This is a genomic window from Pseudomonas sp. NBB (assembly GCF_032701105.1).
GTDB lineage: Bacteria > Pseudomonadota > Gammaproteobacteria > Pseudomonadales > Pseudomonadaceae > Aquipseudomonas > Aquipseudomonas asiatica.
Genome location: NZ_CP103994.1, coordinates 3495581 through 3512023, shown reverse-complemented (window position 1 = coordinate 3512023; position 16443 = coordinate 3495581). Strand labels below are relative to the sequence as shown.

Below are 16443 nucleotides of genomic sequence, written 5' to 3'. Positions count from 1 at the left end.
CATAACTCATTGAATTAGCAGGGACCCTGTGGGAGCGGCTTTAGCCGCGAACACCGGCGCAGCCGGTGCCATGCACCGCGTTGGATTCTTCGCGGCTAAAGCCGCTCCCACAGGGTACGAGGATCGCTTGCGAATTCAGTTATCTGTGCGACAGCGCAGCCCAAAGGGCTGGGCAATCTCCCACAGGTCCTTGGATCAATGCACGGTCTTGCGCTGCCGTACACACTCCTGGGCCTGAGCGGTCAGTTCGTCCAGCCGCTCATCCCGCATCTGTTCCGCTTCGATCATCGCATCCTCACCCTGCTGGTTGAGCAGGTAGGTATGGATCTGCATCACTTCCGCCGTCTGGTAGATCGGCGCAATATCCAGTCGCCCGATCAGCGCGCCGCTAGCCCGCCCGGTACTGCTCATCAGTACCTGCGGCCCATTGGCGGCCACCACCTGCATGCCCATCGCCTCGAACCACGGTACCTGGCTGGCAAAGGCATTCAGCTCGACGCAGGCATGGCGTGCCTGCAGGTCGCCCAGCAGGGCGCGGGCGATGCCTTGGCGTCGATGGCTGGCGCGCACGGCCAGGAACGCCAGGGCGCACGCCTGTTCATCGTCCTCGGCCGGCAGCGACAGGGCAAACCCCAGCAATTGGTCTGGCTCTTCGGCATCCAGCGCCAGGGTCAGCGCCACGGCCAGGCCGCGGGTACCGTCCAGTGCTTGCAGGTACTGGTGCACCTCCATGCCAACGCCGTACTGGTACAGCGGGTACAGCGGGTTGTCGGCGCTGATGGCGACACTGCTCAGTTCGCCGACGTGGTGGATCACCAGTTCGCGGATCTGGTTCTGGAAGGATTCAGGCGGCACGCTGTCGAGGCGGCTCAGGATGAACATCGGGGGGCGGGCTCCGGCGGGTAGATGGACGGCCCGCGCCATGCGGGCGCGGGCTGTACAGTCTAACCGTTTTTGCCGATCAGCCTTGTACCTGCAATGCACCGAGCATCAGGTCGAGGTTTTGCACCGCCGCACCGGAGGCACCTTTGCCGAGGTTGTCGAACACTGCGGTCAGCAGCACCTGGCCATGCTCAGGGTTGGCGTAAAGCGCCAGGCGCAGGTCGTTGCTGTCGTTCAACGCCTCGGGGTCGAGGTTCGGCGCTGCGCCGTGCTGGTGCAGGGGCATTAGCTGGACGTGGCGGGCACCCTGGTAGTGCTGCTGCAGGCAGGCCTGCAGCTGTTCGGCACTGACCTGGCCGGGCAGCAGGCGCAACTGCAGCGGGATGCTCAGCACGATGCCCTGGCGGTAGGCACCGTAACCGGGCATGAACATCGGCCGCGCCGACAGCCCGGCGTGCTGCTGGATTTCCGGCACATGCTTGTGCGCCAGTTCCAGGCCGTACAGTTGCAGGGCCGGGGTTTTGCCGGCGGCGGGCTGTTCATGCCGTTCGACTGCGGCGCGGCCACCACCGGAATAGCCGGAGATGGCGTGGATGTTCAGCGGGTAGTCCGCTGGCAGCAGGCCGGCCTTGACCAGTGGGCGCAACAGGGCGATGGCGCCGGTGGGGTAGCAGCCGGGGTTGCTGACGCGCTTGCTGTGCGCGATGCGCTCGGCTTGCTGCTCGTCGAGCTCCGGCAGGCCATAGACCCAGCCTGGGCTGGTGCGGTGCGCGGAGCTTGCGTCGATCACCCGCACTTGCGGGTTGTGGATCGCCGCCACGGCCTCGCGGGCGGCATCGTCGGGCAGGCACAGCAGGGCGATGTCGGCGCTGTTGATCGCTTCGCGGCGGCGTTGCGGGTCTTTGCGTTCGGCTTCGGGCAGGGTCAGCAGGCGCAGATCGCTGCGGCCTTGCAGCCGGGCATGGATCTGCAGGCCGGTGGTGCCTTGGTCACCGTCGATGAAGACAACAGGTGTGTGCATGGTCAAAGTCCGGTCGGGTAGGGATGGCCTATGCTCGCTTGTGGCTCTGGTAAAGAAAATTTGAATATGATGATCGATATATTCATCTTTTCTGAACGAGATTGGCCCATGCGCGAAATCAGCCTCGATCGCCTCCGCACCTTGGTGGTCATCTCCGACCTGGGCTCGTTTGCCGAAGCCGCCCGCCAGCTCAACCTGGCACCGCCCACCATCAGCCTGCACGTGGCCGAGCTGGAAGCGCGCATTGGCGCACCGTTGCTCACCCGCACCCGCGGCCAGGTGCGGCCCACGGTCATCGGCGAAACCCTGCTGGCCCGTGCCCGCCGCCTGCTGGCCGACGCCGACCTGGCGCTGGATGAAGTGCGCCGGCAGGTCGAGGGCCTGACCGGCCGGGTGCGCCTGGGCGCCTCCACCGGTGCCATCGCCCACTTGCTGCCGCAGGCGCTGGAGCACCTGCGTACGGTGCACCCAGGGATCGATGTGCAGGTCCAGGTGCTGACCTCCCAGGCCTCGTTGGCGCGCCTGCGCGAAGGCACGCTGGATATCGGCCTGGTGGCCTTGCCACAGGTGGCCGGTAAGGGGCTTGCGGTTACGCCCTGGCGGCGCGACCCGATCCTGGCCTACGTGCCGGCCGACTGGCAGCCACCGGCCAAGGTTACGCCGGCCTGGCTGGCGCAGCGGGCGTTGATTCTCAACGACAGCAGCACCCAGCTTTCGCGGGTGACCGGCGAGTGGTTCGCGGCAGCGGGGTTGTACCCTGAGCCGCGAATCGAGCTGAACTACAACGATGCGATCAAGAGCCTGGTCGGGGCCGGGTATGGGGCGACATTGCTGCCGCAGGAGGGGGAGTCGGCCGAGCTGGACCGGCGCATTGCCCGCCGGCCGCTGCGGCCGGGGTTGTGGCGGCAACTGGGCATTGCCTGCCGGGAAGGGCAGGTGGAGCGGGCCACGGGGTATGTGTTGCAGGCGTTGGAGCGGTTGCGCCAGTAGGGGCCGCAAGGCGGCCCTTGGGGTCACCCTCGCTCTCGGGCCCGCACCGCAGTCACTGTCTCCCCGCCAACCCCCCAGTTATCGGTCGGCACCTCCTCGATCACCACAAAGGTACTGGCCGGCGGCTTGCCCAGCACCTGCTCCAGCATGCGGGTCGTCTGTTCGATCAGTTGGCGCTTGTGCTCAGCACTGACGCCTTCATTGGTCACGCGAATATGGACATAAGGCATGGTTGCTCGCTCCTCTGTTAATGCCAGGTGCCAGCGGTGCTACCGCCATCCACCGGCAGGATAACGCCGCTGACGAAGCGTGAGTCGGCCAGGTATAACACTGCATCCACGACATCCTGTGGCAAGCCGGTGCGGCCACTGGGTGACAGCGCGCCCATGCCTTGTGTGTTGCCGCCATGCAGCGGTGTATCGATGATCCCCGGTGCCACCGCATTCACCTGCACGCCGCTGGCTGCCAGTTCCAGCGCCAGGCCTTTCACCGCCTGGTTCAGGCCACCCTTGACCAGTACCGGCAGCAGGGCCGGCACGCGGGTGTCCGGTTGCAAGGCAATGGAGGCGGTGATGGCGATGATCTGCCCATGCCCTTGCCTGGTCATGATCCGCGCCGCTTCCTGGGCCGGGTAGAAGAAGCCCTTGAGGTTGGTGCCGACCAGGGCGTCGACATCCGCTTCGCTGTACTCGGCAAACGGCTTGGCAATGAAGATGCCGGCGTTGTTGATCAGCATGTCGACCCCGCCAAAGGCTTGCTCGGCGCTGGCGAACAGGCGCTGGGCCGTGCCCGGCTCGGCGATGTCGCCAGCCACGCCGATGAAGCGCGATGGGTTGCCGAGGCGGGCGGCGGCTTGCTCAAGGCGGGCCTGGCTGCGGGCGTTGCCGACCACGTTGTCGCCGCGTTTGAGGAAGGCCTCGGCCAGGGCGAAACCCAGGCCGCTCGAGGCCCCGGTAATAATGACGGTGCGTGGCGTGTTCATGTGCATGATCTCCAGTGAAGTGAGCCATGGGCTCGGTGTGAAGCCACTGTAGGTTGCAATCAGAACTTGAAAAATGAGGCGCTTGGCATTTCAATCGATACACCATGTAATCAATCGAGCCGACATGACCCGCCATTTCGATGACCTGCAACTGGGCAGCCTGGAACTGTTCTGCCTGGCAGCCGACAGCGGCAGCTTCACCGCTGCGGCCACGGAAGCCGGCGTTACCCCGGCGGCGGTCAGCCGCAGCGTGGCGCGCCTGGAAGAGCGCCTGGGTGTGCGTCTGTTCGTTCGCACCACCCGGCAGATGCGCCTGTCCTCAGCCGGCCAGGCCTATTACCAGCAATGCCGGCAGGCACTGGGGCAGTTGGTGGAGGCCGAGCGCCAGGTCACGGGCGGGCAGGTCGAGCCGAGCGGTCGGCTGCGTATCAGTGCACCCACGCCCTATGCTCATCACCGGCTGTTGCCGCTGCTGCCGCGGTTTCGCCAGCGCTACCCCAAGGTGCAGGTGGATGTGCATGTCAGCAACCGCAACGTCGACTTTGCCGAGGAACCGTTCGACCTGGCCATTCGTGGCCGCGAGCCGGCCGATTCGCGGCTGGTGGCGCGTCGCCTGGAAGATGCCGAACTGGTGGTGGTGGCCACGCCGGGCTACCTGGCCCGTGCCGGCACGCCACGAACACCGCACGACTTGCTGCAACATGAGTGCATCCAGTTCGAACTGCCCAGCAGTGGCCGCCGCCCGCCGTGGAGCTTCCTTCAGGATGGCCAGCAGGTGGAGATCGAAACCCAGGGTGGGTTCACCTGCCTGGGCGACTTCCTCGCCACCGCCACGCTGGTGCGCCACGGCGGCGGGCTGATGCAGGCTTACCGCTTTACCGTGCAGGACGCACTGGCCAGTGGCGAACTGGTGGAAGTGCTCGCCGAGTTTGGCGGCACTTCGCGGCCGTTCATGCTGATCTACCCCCAGGCCCGGCACATGCCGCTGCGGGTGCGGGTGTTCATCGATTTCCTGTTTGCCGAGGGGGCATAGCCCCCGGGCTGAGCCGAGGCGCCGGGGCGTATGGCCGACTATGCTGTTTGCTGCGTCGAGCCAGTGTCATCTCGACGACCCTTCAGGTTTTCCAGGAGAACGCTCCATGAAATCCACTAAATGCATACCTTTGCTGGTGATTGCCTCGGTCCTCAGTTTTGCCGCACACGCAGACCCGGCGAGCAACTGTGCGGCCAAGATCAAGGAGCTTGAGGATTTCGAAAAGGCCAGTGGCCAGGCAATGCATGGCGGCATGGCCCATGACTTCAAAGTCCACTTGCAAAATGCCAAGGATGCTCAGAGCAAGGGCGATATGACTCAGTGTCAGGCCTCGGCGGACCAAGCCAAGACTATCTACAACAAGGCACGTAGCAAGTAAGCCCTTGCTGGCCTCTTCGCGGGTAAACCCGCTCCTACAGTATCTCCAACAGGCTCAAGGCCAGCGTGGTTACTGTGGGAGCGGGTTTACCCGCGAAGAGGCCAGCGCAGGCTGGCGCCGTCTTCAGAACCAGCGATCGTTCTTCCTGCGCCCACGGGTCAGCGACGGCAGGATCAGCCCCGCCAGCAAGCCCGCGCCGGCAATGCTGCCGCCATACACCATGTAGCGCATCATCACCTGCTTGTTCTCGTCTCCCAGGCGGGCCTGGGTATCGCGCAGCTGCGACTGGCTCTGGTCGAGCTGTTCATTCAGCGCCTGGTTGCGCGCTTCCAGTTCGTCGATCAGCTTCTTGCGTGAATCGAGGGTTTCCTGCATGCCCTGCACGCGGTTCTTCCAGCTGTCGTCGATGTTCTTCAACTGCCCGGTCAGGTCCGCGACCTGGGCATCGAGCTGCGGCAGGCGCTCGCCCTGGCCTGGCACCGACTGCAGGTCGTTGCTGAGAATCCACACCACATCGCCGTTCTGCCCGCGCACCTGGCTGTAGTTGCCCTGGCTGCCGATCAGGGTCAGCTTCTGCCCGGACTTGAGCGTACCGACAATGCGGTGGCCATCGGTGGGGCCGCTGCGCACATAGGTGCTCAGGCTGTCGCTGACCCAGCGTGCATCGCTGGCAGGCTCTTCGGCGTGCACCGGTGCGGCAAGGGCCACCAGGGTGGCGATCAGGCCGCCGCGCAGGGCAGTGAGGGCGGAAGCAGTTGGGCGGGAATCGGGCATGTTGGGTCTTCGCTGAAACAGGACAAAAAGTAGGCCCGGTGACTGGGCCGATGAACCGGTCGGTGGGTTGACCGTCAGCGAAAGACCGTTTTTTTGTCAGCAGGTTCACTACCTGATGTCGGAAATGTCTGCAGGATGTTGCAGGACTTCAACCGGCGACTGTGAGACTAGACTCAAAGGCTCACACCCTTTCTTGGAACAAGACCATGACAGCCAAGAACACAATTTGCCTCTGGTACGACAACGACGCCGAGGAGGCCGCGAACTTTTACGCCAGCGTCTTCCCTGACACGGCAGTGATAGCGGTGCATCAGGCACCTGCTGATTATCCATCCGGGAAACAGGGTGACGTGATTACCGTGGAGTTCAGCGTCATGGGTATTCCCTGCGTGGGGCTCAACGGAGGCAAGGCCTTCACGCATTGCGAGGCGTTTTCATTCCAGGTCAGCACCGAGGACCAGGCCGAGACCGACCGCTTGTGGGATGCCATTGTCGGCAACGGCGGGGAGGCCAGTGTCTGCGGCTGGTGCAAGGATAAATGGGGGATTTCGTGGCAGATCACCCCGCGCATCCTCATCGAAGCCATCGGCCACCCCGACCGGGCGGCGGCCAAGCGGGCGTTTGATGCCATGATGCAGATGGGCAAGATCGATGTGGCCAGGATAGAGGCGGCGTTGAAGGGCTGATCACGGCAGTGAAGGCATCTTGATCGGGGGCTGCGCAGCAGCCCCGATTCCACAAAGTTGCCAGGTCAGTTGCCGGTCACTTCGGCCTCTGCCGACGCCGGCTTGGTCGAAGCCTTCTTCTCCTGCACCACGATGTAGAACTCTTCGCCATGCTTCACCGCGCCATACAGCACTGCCTTCTCGATCAGTTCGTTGCCGCGCAGGTGGCGCAGCATCATCGGGTCCTTGCGCAGGTCGCGGTACAGCGCCAGGCACAGCAGCACCATCACCACCACGAACGGCAGGGCCACGACGATGGTCAGGTTCTGCAGGCCGGTCAGTGCCTCGCCGGGGTCGCGCGGGTCGCCGATTGCCAGCATGATCGCCGCCACCGTACCGGTCAGCGCGCCCCAGAAGATCACCGTACGGCGCGATGGCGTGGTGGTGCCGTGTTCCGACAGCGTGCCCATCACCAGCGAGGCTGCGTCGGCACCGGAGACGAAGAAGATACCCACCAGAACCATCACCAGCACTGATGTCGCCGAGGCCAGCGGGTAGCTGTCCAGCAACTGGTACAGCGCGTGGTTGCTGTTGACTGCACCATTGGCCAGCTGGAAGGCGCCTTCACGCAGGGCGTCGATACCCGCGCCGCCAAAGATGGTGAACCACACCAGGCTGACCAGGCTCGGTACCAGCAGCACCCCGGTAACGAACTGGCGGATGGTGCGGCCGCGGCTGATGCGGGCGATGAACATGCCCACGAACGGCGTCCAGGAAATCCACCAGGCCCAGTAGAACACGGTCCAGCCGGCCAGCCAGTTGTTCATCTGTTCACCGCCGCTGGCGTTGGTACGGGCCATCATTTCCGGCAGCATCTTGACGTAGATGCCGATCGAGGTTGGCAGCAGGTTGAGCATCAGCAGGGTCGGGCCAACCATGAACACGAACACCGCCAGCACCAGCGCCAGCACCATGTTGGTGTTGGACAGCCACTGGATGCCCTTGCCGATGCCCGACACCGCCGAGGTAACGAAGGCAATGGTCAGCAGGGTGATGATCGAGATGTAGAACAGCTTGCCGGGGCTTTCGATCCAGCCGTTGTATTCCAGGCCACCGGCAATCTGCAGCGCGCCCAGGCCCAGCGAGGCCGCCGAGCCGAACAGCGTGGCGAAGATCGCCATCATGTCGATCAGGCGGCCGAGCGGGCCGTTGGCATGCTTGCCGATCAACGGCCGGAAGGCGGCGGAAATCAGCTGCGAGCGGCCGCGGCGGAAGGTGCCATAGGCAATCACCAGGCCGACGATGGCGTACATGGCCCAGGGGTGCAAGGTCCAGTGGAACAACGTCGTGGCCATGGCCACCTGCATCGCTTCGCTGGACTGCCCGGTGGCCGTCCCTGGTGGTGGCGATACATAGTGCGACAGCGGTTCGGCAACGCCGAAGAACATCAGGCCAATGCCCATGCCGGCGCTGAACATCATCGCCACCCACGACACCGTACGGAATTCTGGCTGTTCGCCATCACGGCCCAGCGGGACCCGGCCGTAACGGCTGGCCGCCAACCACAGCACGAACACCACGAACAGCGTGGAGGTAAGCACAAAGAACCAGCCGAAGTTGAGAATGACCCAGGATTGCGCGCTGGAGGCGCTGCTGGCGAGGCTTGCCTGGTTGAGGAAGCCCCAGAGGACGAAAGCGATGGCCAGGAAGCTGGTGAAACCAAAGACGATCCAGTCGAGCTTGCCCTCGAAACGCCGGTCCTGGCGTGCTTCCGCGGTTTTCGAGGGATCCGTCACGCCAAGGTCGAGCGTTTCGGTGATGTGTTCCTTTGCCATGAATGATGAGGCCCCTTTCTGGCTTACCGGCTGGTGCAGGCTTGTAGTTTTGTGTGGGCTACCGAGTTCGATGACTGCCTCGGCGGGGAGATTGCTGGCGGGATTATCCTGCGCACTAAACGGCGGCTCCTGTCCCGATAACGCCCCGGGGCGTCCATTACGCGACCTGCCAAATACTTTTAGTTCTGGGGGCGATGGCCCTTTCTGCCTCGGGTTCTGGTACCCTGTGGGCATTACCCAGGCCTGCACATCCGGGCATCGTAGAAGCGCTGCCGCTTGTGGGCCTGGCCGTACCAGGAAACGGAGATTCGTCCAGATGGCCACTGACCGTGTGAGCCTGATTCATTTCGATAAATTGAGCATGAGCCCTGCCGCTGCCGATCGGTTCCAGAAAGCCCTCGACGCGCTGGAAGCGCTCAAGCTGCAGGACCGTTACGTGTATCTCATCGCTCCTTATCTGGGTGATATCGCTGACGCCTCCGACCGCGAGCAACTGGCCACCGCCCTGGAACAGGGCTTGCGCGTGGTCGACGAGCTGCTGGCTGCCAGGTCGGTCACCAAGGTCAAGGCCGAAGAAGTACGCCAGGTGTTCCACGCTGCCGCCGAGCGCGCGCAGGCTGAAATGCCCGGCTGAGTGGCGGCATGGCCAAAGACATCGACAACCCCTGCGTCTCGCTGTGCCAGCTCAATAGCGAGCTGTGCGTGAGCTGCGGGCGCAGCCGTGACGAAATTCGCAAATGGCGGAGCATGAAGCGCCCCGAGAAGATGGCCACCGTGCAGCGGGCGGCAACGCGGATGAAGGCTATCGCCAAGAAGGCGGCCAAGCGGCAGAATGGCGACTGAACCTGCGCACCCTGTGCGCAATTTTCCTGATTGTCTGACGAGCCTGAAAATGGATTCTCACTCGCTGTTTGCCTTTACCCTGGTCGCTGCCATCGCGATCGCCAGCCCCGGCCCTGCCACCCTGATGGCCATCAACAACAGCCTTGCCCATGGCCAGCGCAGCGCGATCTGGTCGTCGCTGGGCAATGGCTCGGGCCTGTTCTGCCTGTCGGCAGCCGCCATGCTGGGGCTGGGCGCGCTGCTGGCCAGTTCCGAAATGCTGTTCAACGCCGTGAAGATCCTGGGGGCGGGCTACCTGTTCTATTTGGGCGCGCGGCAATTGCTGAAAAAGAGCCCGATGCTGGCGCAGGGCGACGCAGAGGGTGTGGCCAAGGTTCGGCCCACGCCGCTGAAGCTATACAAGTCGGCCTTCCTCACGGCAGTGACCAACCCCAAGGCGACCATGTTCTTCACCGCGCTGTTCCCGCAGTTCATCGACCAGGGGGCGGCGCTGTTGCCGCAGTTCCTGATCCTGACCGGGATATTCGTAGCGTTGTCGCTGGTTTCGCTGAGCCTGTATGCCGCACTGGCGGCGCGGGCCAAGGGCGTGCTGACCCGGCCGTCCCTGTCGCGCTGGGTGAGCCGGGTGGTGGGCACTACCTTTATCGGTTTTGGCGCGGCAATCCTGGCGATGCGCCGGCAGGGGGCCTGAAGTACGAGGGGCGCTCCATCTGGCCGATAAAAGGCCAACCTGATGGCCATACATGGTCCAGACTGTCTGCAGCACGCACAGATGGGTGCTGCAGTCGACCACAGGACGTGGCAACCATTGGCCACCGCTCCGGGTCTGCGGATGTCACATGTGCCGAGGGTTGTCGATGATCGAGCGCTGCTTTCGCCACGCCTTGTTGCTGTTGCCGTGCCTGCTGCTGCCGCTGGCGGCGGTAGCGCATGAGGAATGCCGGCGGCTGACTGCCACCGGCAACCCGGAATACCCCCCCTACCTGTGGCGCGACCCGCAAAACCCCCAGCAACTGATCGGTGCCAATGCCGACCTGCTCAAGTACCTGGGCAAACAACTGGGGCTGGAAATCGAGGTGGTCTACGGCGGGCCGTGGTCGCGCGCCCAGGAAGAAGTGCGCACGGGCCGGATCGACCTGATGGCCGGGTACTTCCTGACCAAGACCCGTCAGCAGCAGATGGACTTCATTACCCCGGCATTCCTGTATACCCCAAGTGTTATCTGGGTGCGCCAGGACAATACCTTTGCCTACCAGCAATGGGCCGACCTGAAGGGCCGCAAAGGCGGCACGCTGGTCAACAACAGCCACGGCCAGCAGTTCGACGACTACGCCAGAACCAACCTCACCCTCGAAGCGGTACCCGGTGCCAGGCAGGCATTCGAGAAGTTGATGCACAAGCGCAGCGATTACGTGGTGTACGAGCAGTATCCCGGCTTGGCGCTGGCACGCACCTTGGGGATTGCCGACAATTTACAGGTGCTGGAACCACCGGTATCCAGCGAAGGGCTGTACCTGGCGCTTTCGCATGACTCGCCCTGCAATCAGCCGAAGCTGCGTGAGGCACTGACAAGGGAGATGGAAAAGATCGTTGCCGGGGCGTTGCCGGAGCAACTGGTGCAGCAAAACCTGGAGCGTTGGCAATAAATAGCAGCCTGGCATGCGCTCCTACAGGGCTCGGGCCAACTGCTCGGCTTCCTTGGCCCGGATCACGCTGACTGCGCTGGGCAGGGTGACATCGTTCTTCGCCGCTAGGATCTCGGCCATGACGCTGACGGCAATCTCGGCTGGGGTCTTGCTACCGATATAAATGCCGATAGGGCCGTGCAGGCGCTGCAACGACGCTTCGCTTTCGCCAAAGTGTTCGATCAGCCGCTCGCGGCGCAGCTGGCTGTTGCGCCGTGAGCCGATGGCACCGATATAAAACGCCGGGCTGTGCAACGCTTCGAGCAGGGCCAGGTCGTCCAGCTTGGGGTCGTGGCTGACAGCGACGATGGCGCTGCGCAGGTCCGGGGCGAAGGCGCGGACGACGTCGTCCGGCATGCCGGCAAGGTGGTTGACGCCGGCAACGTTCCAGCCTGCTGTGTACTCGGGGCGCGGGTCGCACAGTGAAACGCTGAAGCCATTGAACAGGGCCATGGTCGCCAGGTATTCGGCCAGCGCGCCGGCACCGATCAGCAGCAGGCGGTAGCCGGGGCCCAGAGTGCTGAGCATGTGCCGGCCATCGAAGCTGAACAGTTCGGGCGTGGTGGTGGCGCTGAGGCTGGCTTTGCCGCTGTGCAGGTCGAGCCCACGCCGTACCAGGTTGCCGCCGTCGAGGCCGGCGAGCAATTGTTCGAGGTGTGGCAGCGACGGGGAGAATTCCAGCACCAGTTCGAGGGTGCCGCCACAGGGCAGGCCGAAGCGGTGGGCCTCGTCGGCGCTGACGCCATAGCGCACCACCTGGGGCAGGCCGCCGGGCATGCCGGGGCCGCCGTAGGCGCTGGTGTAGCGGTGAATGAGGTCGTCCTCGATGCAGCCGCCAGAGACACTGCCAACCACACGGCCGTCGCTGCGCAGGGCCATCATCGAGCCGACCGGGCGGGGGGAGGAGCCCCAGGTGCGGGCGACCGTGGCGAGCAGGGTGCGGTGGCCGGCGGCGAGCCAGTCACGGGTGGTGCGCAGGACCAGCAGGTCGATGCTTTCCATGGGTACTCCGGTAAAGCCTGGTGTTCAAGGGTGGCTGTACCGGCCTCTTCGCGGGTGAACCCGCTCCCACAGGTATTGCACAGGTCTTAGGGGTGGTGCAAATCCTGTGGGAGCGGGTTCACCCGCGAAGAGGCCGGTACAGCCACCAAATTCATCGCATATGCAAAATGATCGGGCTACTGCTGGCCGGGTCGGTATGCCCACGCAACTTGCCCACCGCCTGCGCATTCACCGCGCCACCATTGTTCCCCCAGGCACTGCGCACGAAACCCAGCACATCAGCAATTTCCTGGTCACTCAGTTGCTCACGGAAGGCCGGCATGCGATAGGCATCGGGCAACCCGGCCGTCACCACCCGCTGCGAACCATTGAGGGTGATGTTGATCGCCGAGGCGTCTTCCTTGGCCAGTGCTGAAGTAGCGCCGGCCAAAGGCGGCATCCATTCGGGCTGGCCCTTGCCGTCCAGGCCGTGGCACGACGCACAGCGGGTTACATAGGTATGCGCCCCAGGGCTGTCGAGCCGCGCCGCCGTCGTTTCGGCCTGGTATTGCCACGGCGCACCGTCGCGTTGCGGGTCGCCGGGCAGCGACTTCAGGTAGCGGGCGATGGCGGCCAGGTCGTCGTCACTCATGAACTGCGTGGAGTTGTTGAAGGCCTCGGTCATCGAGCCGAATACCACCGCATGCCGGTTGCGCCCGGTCTTGAGGAACTGCGCGATCTCGGCTTCGCTCCAGCGCCCCAGCCCGGTGTTGGGGTCGGCACGCAAGCTCGGTGCATACCAGCCATCGAGCAGGGCACCAGCGAGGAACGGCTTGCCGCTGTCATCCAGGGCCTTTTCGTTGAAGGCCAGGCCGCGCGGCGTATGGCAGCTGCCACAGTGGCCAGGGCCCTGGACGATGTAGGCGCCGCGGTTCCACTGGGCATCCTGCCCGGCCTGGTTGGTGTAGGGCGTGGTGGCGGCGAACACGCCGTTCCACAAGGCGATGGGCCAACGCAGGTTCAGCGGCCAGGGAATGTCGCTGGCCAGGTTGGCCTGTTGCACCGGTTGCACGCCGTGCATGAAGAAGGCGTACAGCGCCTTTACATCGTCATCGCTGAGCTTGGCGTAGGACGGGTAGGGCATGGCCGGGTACAGCCGCCGGCCACCGGGTGCGACGCCCTGGCGCACGGCACGGTCGAAGTCGGCCAGGCTGTAGCCACCGATGCCGGTGTCGCGGTCGGGGGTGATGTTGGTGGCGTGGATCGCCCCCAGCGGGGTGGCCATTTCCAGCCCGCCGGCGAACGGTTTGCCGTCCGGCAGGCTGTGGCAGGCCACGCAGTCGCTGAGGCGGGCCACGTACTCGCCACGGCTGACCAGCGCCGGGTCGGCAGTGGTGGCCTGCGCATCGGCGAATGGCGAGGCGGGCTCGCGGGTGACGTACCAGGCCAGCAGGCCTGCCGCGACCAGGCACGGCAGCGCCAGCCAGCCAGCGGTTCTTGCGAAACGATGGGTCATGGGGCGTCCTTGTGTGCTCAGCTGAAGGTATGGCGGCTCAATGGCAGGCTGCGCACGCGCTGGCCGGTCAGCTGCGCGACTGCGTTGGCTACCGCCGGTGCCACCGCGGGCAACGGTGGCTCGCCGATGCCGCCCATCTTCGCCCCGCTTTCGACAATGCGCACATGCACCCTGGCCATGCGCGACGGCGGCAGGATCGGGTACAGGTCGTAGTTGCGCGCGCGCGGCTTGCCATCCACGTACACCGCTTCTTCCAGCAGTGTCTGCGACAGGCCCAGGGCGACGGCGCCGTTGACCTGATGCTCGATGATCGCCGGGTTGACGATGCTGCCCGGGTCGATGGCCTGCCAGATGTCGTGCACTTTGACCTGGCCGTTCTCGATCGATACCTCGGCAATGACCGCTGCCTCCGAGCCGAACGGCGAGGCCATGGCCACGCCACGCGCCCGCTTGCTGCCGTCCTCGGCGGTGAACGGCCCGCGCTTCCAGCCGCCGGAAAGCTCGGCGACGGCCTGCAGCAGGTTGGTCAGGCGCGGGTTGTCGCGCAGCAGGTGCAGGCGCAGTTCGAACGGGTCCTTGCCGCCTTTGTCGGCCAGTTCGTCGAGGAACGACTCATAGAAGAAGTCATTCAGCGAGTTGCCCACCGAGCGCCAGTAGCCGAGCATGGCCGGGCCTTTCACGTAGATCTGCGCGATACGCTTGTTGGCGATGGCGTAGGACTTGCCCGACAGGCCTTCGAGCGCGGTCGGGTCGAGCTTTTCGCCTTGCTTGCCTGCGAGGGCCTCGGTCGGGCCTTCGGTGGCGCTCACGGCTTCGAGGGCCACCGGCAGGCCGTCGGCATCCAGCCCGGCACGGAATTTCACCACGGCGACCGGGCGCAGCACATCGCGGAGGAATTCTTCCTCGCGGCTCCAAATGAGTTTCACCGGCCGGCCGACCGCCTTGGCCAAGGCAATGGCCTGTGGGTAGGGGTTGGCCGAGTCGTACAGGAAGTGGCGGCCAAAGAAACCGCCCAGCAACGGCGAATGCAGGGTGATCTGTGCCGGGGCCAGGCCGGTGCGCTTGGCAATGTCGTCACGGAACATGTCCGGCGCCTGGTTGGGCAGCCATACCTCCAGGGTGCCGTCCGGGTTGAAGCGCGCCAGTGCCGACGGCGGCTCCAGCTGGGCGTGGTTGAGGTACTGGTTATGGTAGGTTGCCTCGACCCGGGTCTTGGCACTGGCCAGCATGCCGGCCACGTCGCCCTGGTTTTCGTCGTCGCGCGCCGGGCCCGTGACCGTGGCCAGGTGCTCGCGCCAGCCATCGCTGGAGAAGTCGGCCGGCATCGGCCGTACCGGGCTGTCAGCCGCAGGCTCCTTCCAGTCAACCTGGATGGCCTCGACCGCGCGCTTGGCATGCCACCAGCGTTCGGCTACCACGGCCACGGCGCCCGGCAGCTGATGCACCGAATGCACGCCCTTCATGGCCTTGACCTGGTCTTCGTTGCGCAGGCTGCCGACGGTCATGCCCAGGCGTGGCGCGTGCTGCACGGCAGCGTGGAGCATGCCGTCGACCTTGATGTCGATGCTGTACACCGCCTTGCCGGTGGACTTGTCGTAGGCATCCAGGCGACGTACCGGCTTGCCGATCCAGCGAAACTGGCTGGGGTCGCGCAGCTTGACGCTGGCCGGGTCCGGCACCGGCAGGTCCATGGCCCGCCCGGCCAGTTCTCCGTAGGGGATGGAGCGGCCAGTCGTGGTATGTACCACGTGACCCGGCGTGGTGGAGAGTTCTTCGACCGGCACGCCCAGCTGCTCGGCACCCGCCTGCAGCAGCATGGCCCGGGCGAGGGCGCCCAGGCGGCGCATGGTCGGGTAGCTCATGCGCACCGACATGCTGCCGCCGGTGATGCGCATACCGTTTTCCATCACTACATAGGCTTCGCCGGGCGGCGCGCTGTCGACCACGAAATTGGCCGGGTCGACGTCCAGCTCTTCACCAACGATCTGCGCCATGGCGGTGAAGGGGCCTTGGCCACCTTCCATGAACGGGCTGAGCAGGCGCACTTTGCCGTCCGGGCGGATCTCCAGAAACGCCGGCACCTGGGTGCCGCGCTCCGGGGTTGCTGCGGCAGCTGCCTGCACGCGGGCCGAGCCCATGGGCAGGCCGAAACCCAGCACCAGGGCACCGACAGCCGTGCCGGCAAGAAAGCGCCGACGCGACAGGTTGACGGTTTCGCCCAGTTGCAGCTTGAGCAGTTCGGCGGGGGAATCGACTGGTGTGTTCATCAGGCCTTCTCCCCTTGGGCCAGCTCATGCACGGCAGCATGGATGGCGTTGTAGGTGCCGCAGCGGCACAGGTTGACCATGGCTGCCTCGATCTGTGCGTCACTGGGCTTGGGCGTGTGCTTGAGCAGAGCCGTGGCGGCCATTACCTGGCCGGACTGGCAGTAGCCGCACTGGGCCACCTGGTGCTCGACCCAGGCCGCGACCACCCGTTTGCCGACGGCATCGGCCTCGATCGCCTCGATGGTGGTCACCTCGCGCCCGACCACACCGGCCACCGGGGTGACGCAGGCGCGCACCACGTTGCCGTCCACCAGCACCGAACAGGCGCCGCACTGGGCCAGGCCGCAGCCATACTTGGTGCCGGTCAGCCCCAGGTCATCGCGGATCACCCATAGCAGGGGCGTGTCGGCGTCTGCCTCGACCTGGTAGGTCTTCTGGTTGATGCGTAGTTCCATGGTTCACCTGCCCGTCAACGGTTGCTGTCGCTTGGTTTCTTGTGATCGGGGAATACGGTGCTCCCCAGTGCAGAAACGCTAGCACAGCGGGGTGACCGCCGGTCTGCTGACGGGGGCAGGTTCAGAGGATCAGGC

18 protein-coding genes are annotated in these 16443 nt (G+C 65.0%); 8 read left to right on the top strand and 10 right to left on the bottom strand.

The window, feature by feature from the left end:
- Nucleotides 1-195: 195 nt before the first annotated feature.
- Both NY023_RS16350 and argC read right to left on the bottom strand, forming a co-directional pair.
- Nucleotides 196-882: a GNAT family N-acetyltransferase gene (locus tag NY023_RS16350; protein ID WP_013973019.1), complete on the bottom strand. Its 687-nt coding sequence runs from the start codon at nt 880-882 to the stop codon at nt 196-198.
- A 79-nt stretch (nt 883-961) separates the two neighbouring features.
- On the bottom strand, nt 962-1903 hold the full coding sequence (gene argC, locus NY023_RS16345) for an N-acetyl-gamma-glutamyl-phosphate reductase (protein WP_013973018.1): 942 nt from the start codon (nt 1901-1903) through the stop codon (nt 962-964).
- 108 nt (nt 1904-2011) lie between these two features.
- Between argC and NY023_RS16340 the strand changes: the two genes are divergently transcribed.
- Nucleotides 2012-2893 (top strand): LysR family transcriptional regulator, encoded by an 882-nt coding sequence (locus NY023_RS16340; protein ID WP_025338802.1) that lies wholly within the window; start codon nt 2012-2014, stop codon nt 2891-2893.
- 23 nt (nt 2894-2916) lie between these two features.
- Here NY023_RS16340 and NY023_RS16335 read toward each other — a convergent pair whose 3' ends face one another.
- The gene (locus NY023_RS16335) at nt 2917-3123 is read right to left on the bottom strand and encodes a tautomerase family protein (protein ID WP_023663433.1); all 207 of its coding nucleotides are present in this window, start codon (nt 3121-3123) and stop codon (nt 2917-2919) included.
- A 17-nt stretch (nt 3124-3140) separates the two neighbouring features.
- Nucleotides 3141-3875, bottom strand: coding sequence for an SDR family NAD(P)-dependent oxidoreductase (locus NY023_RS16330; RefSeq protein ID WP_041505881.1), 735 nt, complete (start codon nt 3873-3875; stop codon nt 3141-3143).
- A 124-nt stretch (nt 3876-3999) separates the two neighbouring features.
- Between NY023_RS16330 and NY023_RS16325 the strand changes: the two genes are divergently transcribed.
- Both NY023_RS16325 and NY023_RS16320 read left to right on the top strand, forming a co-directional pair.
- The gene (locus tag NY023_RS16325; RefSeq protein ID WP_013973014.1) at nt 4000-4908 is read left to right on the top strand and encodes a LysR family transcriptional regulator; all 909 of its coding nucleotides are present in this window, start codon (nt 4000-4002) and stop codon (nt 4906-4908) included.
- A 106-nt stretch (nt 4909-5014) separates the two neighbouring features.
- Entirely contained in the window at nt 5015-5287 is a 273-nt protein-coding gene (locus tag NY023_RS16320; RefSeq protein ID WP_013973013.1) for a hypothetical protein, read from the top strand.
- 123 nt (nt 5288-5410) lie between these two features.
- Here the strand turns inward: NY023_RS16320 and NY023_RS16315 are convergent, their stop codons facing one another.
- Entirely contained in the window at nt 5411-6061 is a 651-nt protein-coding gene (locus NY023_RS16315) for a TIGR04211 family SH3 domain-containing protein (protein ID WP_013973012.1), read from the bottom strand.
- A gap of 206 nt (nt 6062-6267) precedes the next feature.
- Between NY023_RS16315 and NY023_RS16310 the strand changes: the two genes are divergently transcribed.
- Complete coding sequence (locus NY023_RS16310; protein WP_003259234.1) at nt 6268-6747, top strand: VOC family protein; 480 nt, start codon at nt 6268-6270, stop codon at nt 6745-6747.
- Nucleotides 6748-6812: 65 nt separating this feature from the next.
- Here NY023_RS16310 and NY023_RS16305 read toward each other — a convergent pair whose 3' ends face one another.
- On the bottom strand, nt 6813-8561 hold the full coding sequence (locus NY023_RS16305; protein ID WP_013973010.1) for a BCCT family transporter: 1749 nt from the start codon (nt 8559-8561) through the stop codon (nt 6813-6815).
- A gap of 316 nt (nt 8562-8877) precedes the next feature.
- On the opposite strand from NY023_RS16305, the gene NY023_RS16300 reads away from it, so the two are divergent.
- The 4 genes from NY023_RS16300 to NY023_RS16285 all read left to right on the top strand — a co-directional run bounded on the left by NY023_RS16300 (nt 8878) and on the right by NY023_RS16285 (nt 11050).
- A complete protein-coding gene (locus NY023_RS16300) occupies nt 8878-9195 on the top strand; it encodes a hypothetical protein (RefSeq protein ID WP_003259233.1) in 318 nt (105 codons plus the stop codon).
- Nucleotides 9196-9203: 8 nt separating this feature from the next.
- Entirely contained in the window at nt 9204-9404 is a 201-nt protein-coding gene (locus NY023_RS16295) for a DUF1289 domain-containing protein (protein WP_013973009.1), read from the top strand.
- A 49-nt stretch (nt 9405-9453) separates the two neighbouring features.
- Complete coding sequence (locus NY023_RS16290; RefSeq protein WP_015270713.1) at nt 9454-10095, top strand: LysE family translocator; 642 nt, start codon at nt 9454-9456, stop codon at nt 10093-10095.
- Nucleotides 10096-10261: 166 nt separating this feature from the next.
- Nucleotides 10262-11050 carry a substrate-binding periplasmic protein gene (locus tag NY023_RS16285; protein WP_024087296.1) on the top strand — a complete coding sequence of 263 codons (789 nt, stop codon included), beginning with the start codon at nt 10262-10264 and terminating at the stop codon, nt 11048-11050.
- Between the two features lie 21 nt (nt 11051-11071).
- Here the strand turns inward: NY023_RS16285 and NY023_RS16280 are convergent, their stop codons facing one another.
- The 4 genes from NY023_RS16280 to NY023_RS16265 form a co-directional block, all read right to left on the bottom strand.
- A complete protein-coding gene (locus NY023_RS16280; RefSeq protein WP_013973006.1) occupies nt 11072-12091 on the bottom strand; it encodes an XdhC family protein in 1020 nt (339 codons plus the stop codon).
- Between the two features lie 151 nt (nt 12092-12242).
- The gene (locus NY023_RS16275) at nt 12243-13586 is read right to left on the bottom strand and encodes a c-type cytochrome (RefSeq protein ID WP_013973005.1); all 1344 of its coding nucleotides are present in this window, start codon (nt 13584-13586) and stop codon (nt 12243-12245) included.
- 17 nt (nt 13587-13603) lie between these two features.
- On the bottom strand, nt 13604-15853 hold the full coding sequence (locus NY023_RS16270) for a xanthine dehydrogenase family protein molybdopterin-binding subunit (RefSeq protein WP_013973004.1): 2250 nt from the start codon (nt 15851-15853) through the stop codon (nt 13604-13606).
- Nucleotides 15853-16308: a (2Fe-2S)-binding protein gene (locus NY023_RS16265; RefSeq protein ID WP_003259224.1), complete on the bottom strand. Its 456-nt coding sequence runs from the start codon at nt 16306-16308 to the stop codon at nt 15853-15855. The genes NY023_RS16270 and NY023_RS16265 overlap by 1 nt, the downstream gene beginning before the upstream one ends.
- Nucleotides 16309-16443 lie beyond the last annotated feature (135 nt).

What these genes read in the sequence shown, in the direction of transcription:
- NY023_RS16350 (WP_013973019.1), bottom strand. Translation starts at nt 882, where the DNA reads ATGTTCATCCTGAGCCGCCTCGACAGCGTGCCGCCTGAATCCTTCCAG.
- argC (WP_013973018.1), bottom strand. Translation starts at nt 1,903, where the DNA reads ATGCACACACCTGTTGTCTTCATCGACGGTGACCAAGGCACCACCGGC.
- NY023_RS16340 (WP_025338802.1), top strand. Translation starts at nt 2,012, where the DNA reads ATGCGCGAAATCAGCCTCGATCGCCTCCGCACCTTGGTGGTCATCTCC.
- NY023_RS16335 (WP_023663433.1), bottom strand. Translation starts at nt 3,123, where the DNA reads ATGCCTTATGTCCATATTCGCGTGACCAATGAAGGCGTCAGTGCTGAG.
- NY023_RS16330 (WP_041505881.1), bottom strand. Translation starts at nt 3,875, where the DNA reads ATGAACACGCCACGCACCGTCATTATTACCGGGGCCTCGAGCGGCCTG.
- NY023_RS16325 (WP_013973014.1), top strand. Translation starts at nt 4,000, where the DNA reads ATGACCCGCCATTTCGATGACCTGCAACTGGGCAGCCTGGAACTGTTC.
- NY023_RS16320 (WP_013973013.1), top strand. Translation starts at nt 5,015, where the DNA reads ATGAAATCCACTAAATGCATACCTTTGCTGGTGATTGCCTCGGTCCTC.
- NY023_RS16315 (WP_013973012.1), bottom strand. Translation starts at nt 6,061, where the DNA reads ATGCCCGATTCCCGCCCAACTGCTTCCGCCCTCACTGCCCTGCGCGGC.
- NY023_RS16310 (WP_003259234.1), top strand. Translation starts at nt 6,268, where the DNA reads ATGACAGCCAAGAACACAATTTGCCTCTGGTACGACAACGACGCCGAG.
- NY023_RS16305 (WP_013973010.1), bottom strand. Translation starts at nt 8,561, where the DNA reads ATGGCAAAGGAACACATCACCGAAACGCTCGACCTTGGCGTGACGGAT.
- NY023_RS16300 (WP_003259233.1), top strand. Translation starts at nt 8,878, where the DNA reads ATGGCCACTGACCGTGTGAGCCTGATTCATTTCGATAAATTGAGCATG.
- NY023_RS16295 (WP_013973009.1), top strand. Translation starts at nt 9,204, where the DNA reads ATGGCCAAAGACATCGACAACCCCTGCGTCTCGCTGTGCCAGCTCAAT.
- NY023_RS16290 (WP_015270713.1), top strand. Translation starts at nt 9,454, where the DNA reads ATGGATTCTCACTCGCTGTTTGCCTTTACCCTGGTCGCTGCCATCGCG.
- NY023_RS16285 (WP_024087296.1), top strand. Translation starts at nt 10,262, where the DNA reads ATGATCGAGCGCTGCTTTCGCCACGCCTTGTTGCTGTTGCCGTGCCTG.
- NY023_RS16280 (WP_013973006.1), bottom strand. Translation starts at nt 12,091, where the DNA reads ATGGAAAGCATCGACCTGCTGGTCCTGCGCACCACCCGTGACTGGCTC.
- NY023_RS16275 (WP_013973005.1), bottom strand. Translation starts at nt 13,586, where the DNA reads ATGACCCATCGTTTCGCAAGAACCGCTGGCTGGCTGGCGCTGCCGTGC.
- NY023_RS16270 (WP_013973004.1), bottom strand. Translation starts at nt 15,853, where the DNA reads ATGAACACACCAGTCGATTCCCCCGCCGAACTGCTCAAGCTGCAACTG.
- NY023_RS16265 (WP_003259224.1), bottom strand. Translation starts at nt 16,308, where the DNA reads ATGGAACTACGCATCAACCAGAAGACCTACCAGGTCGAGGCAGACGCC.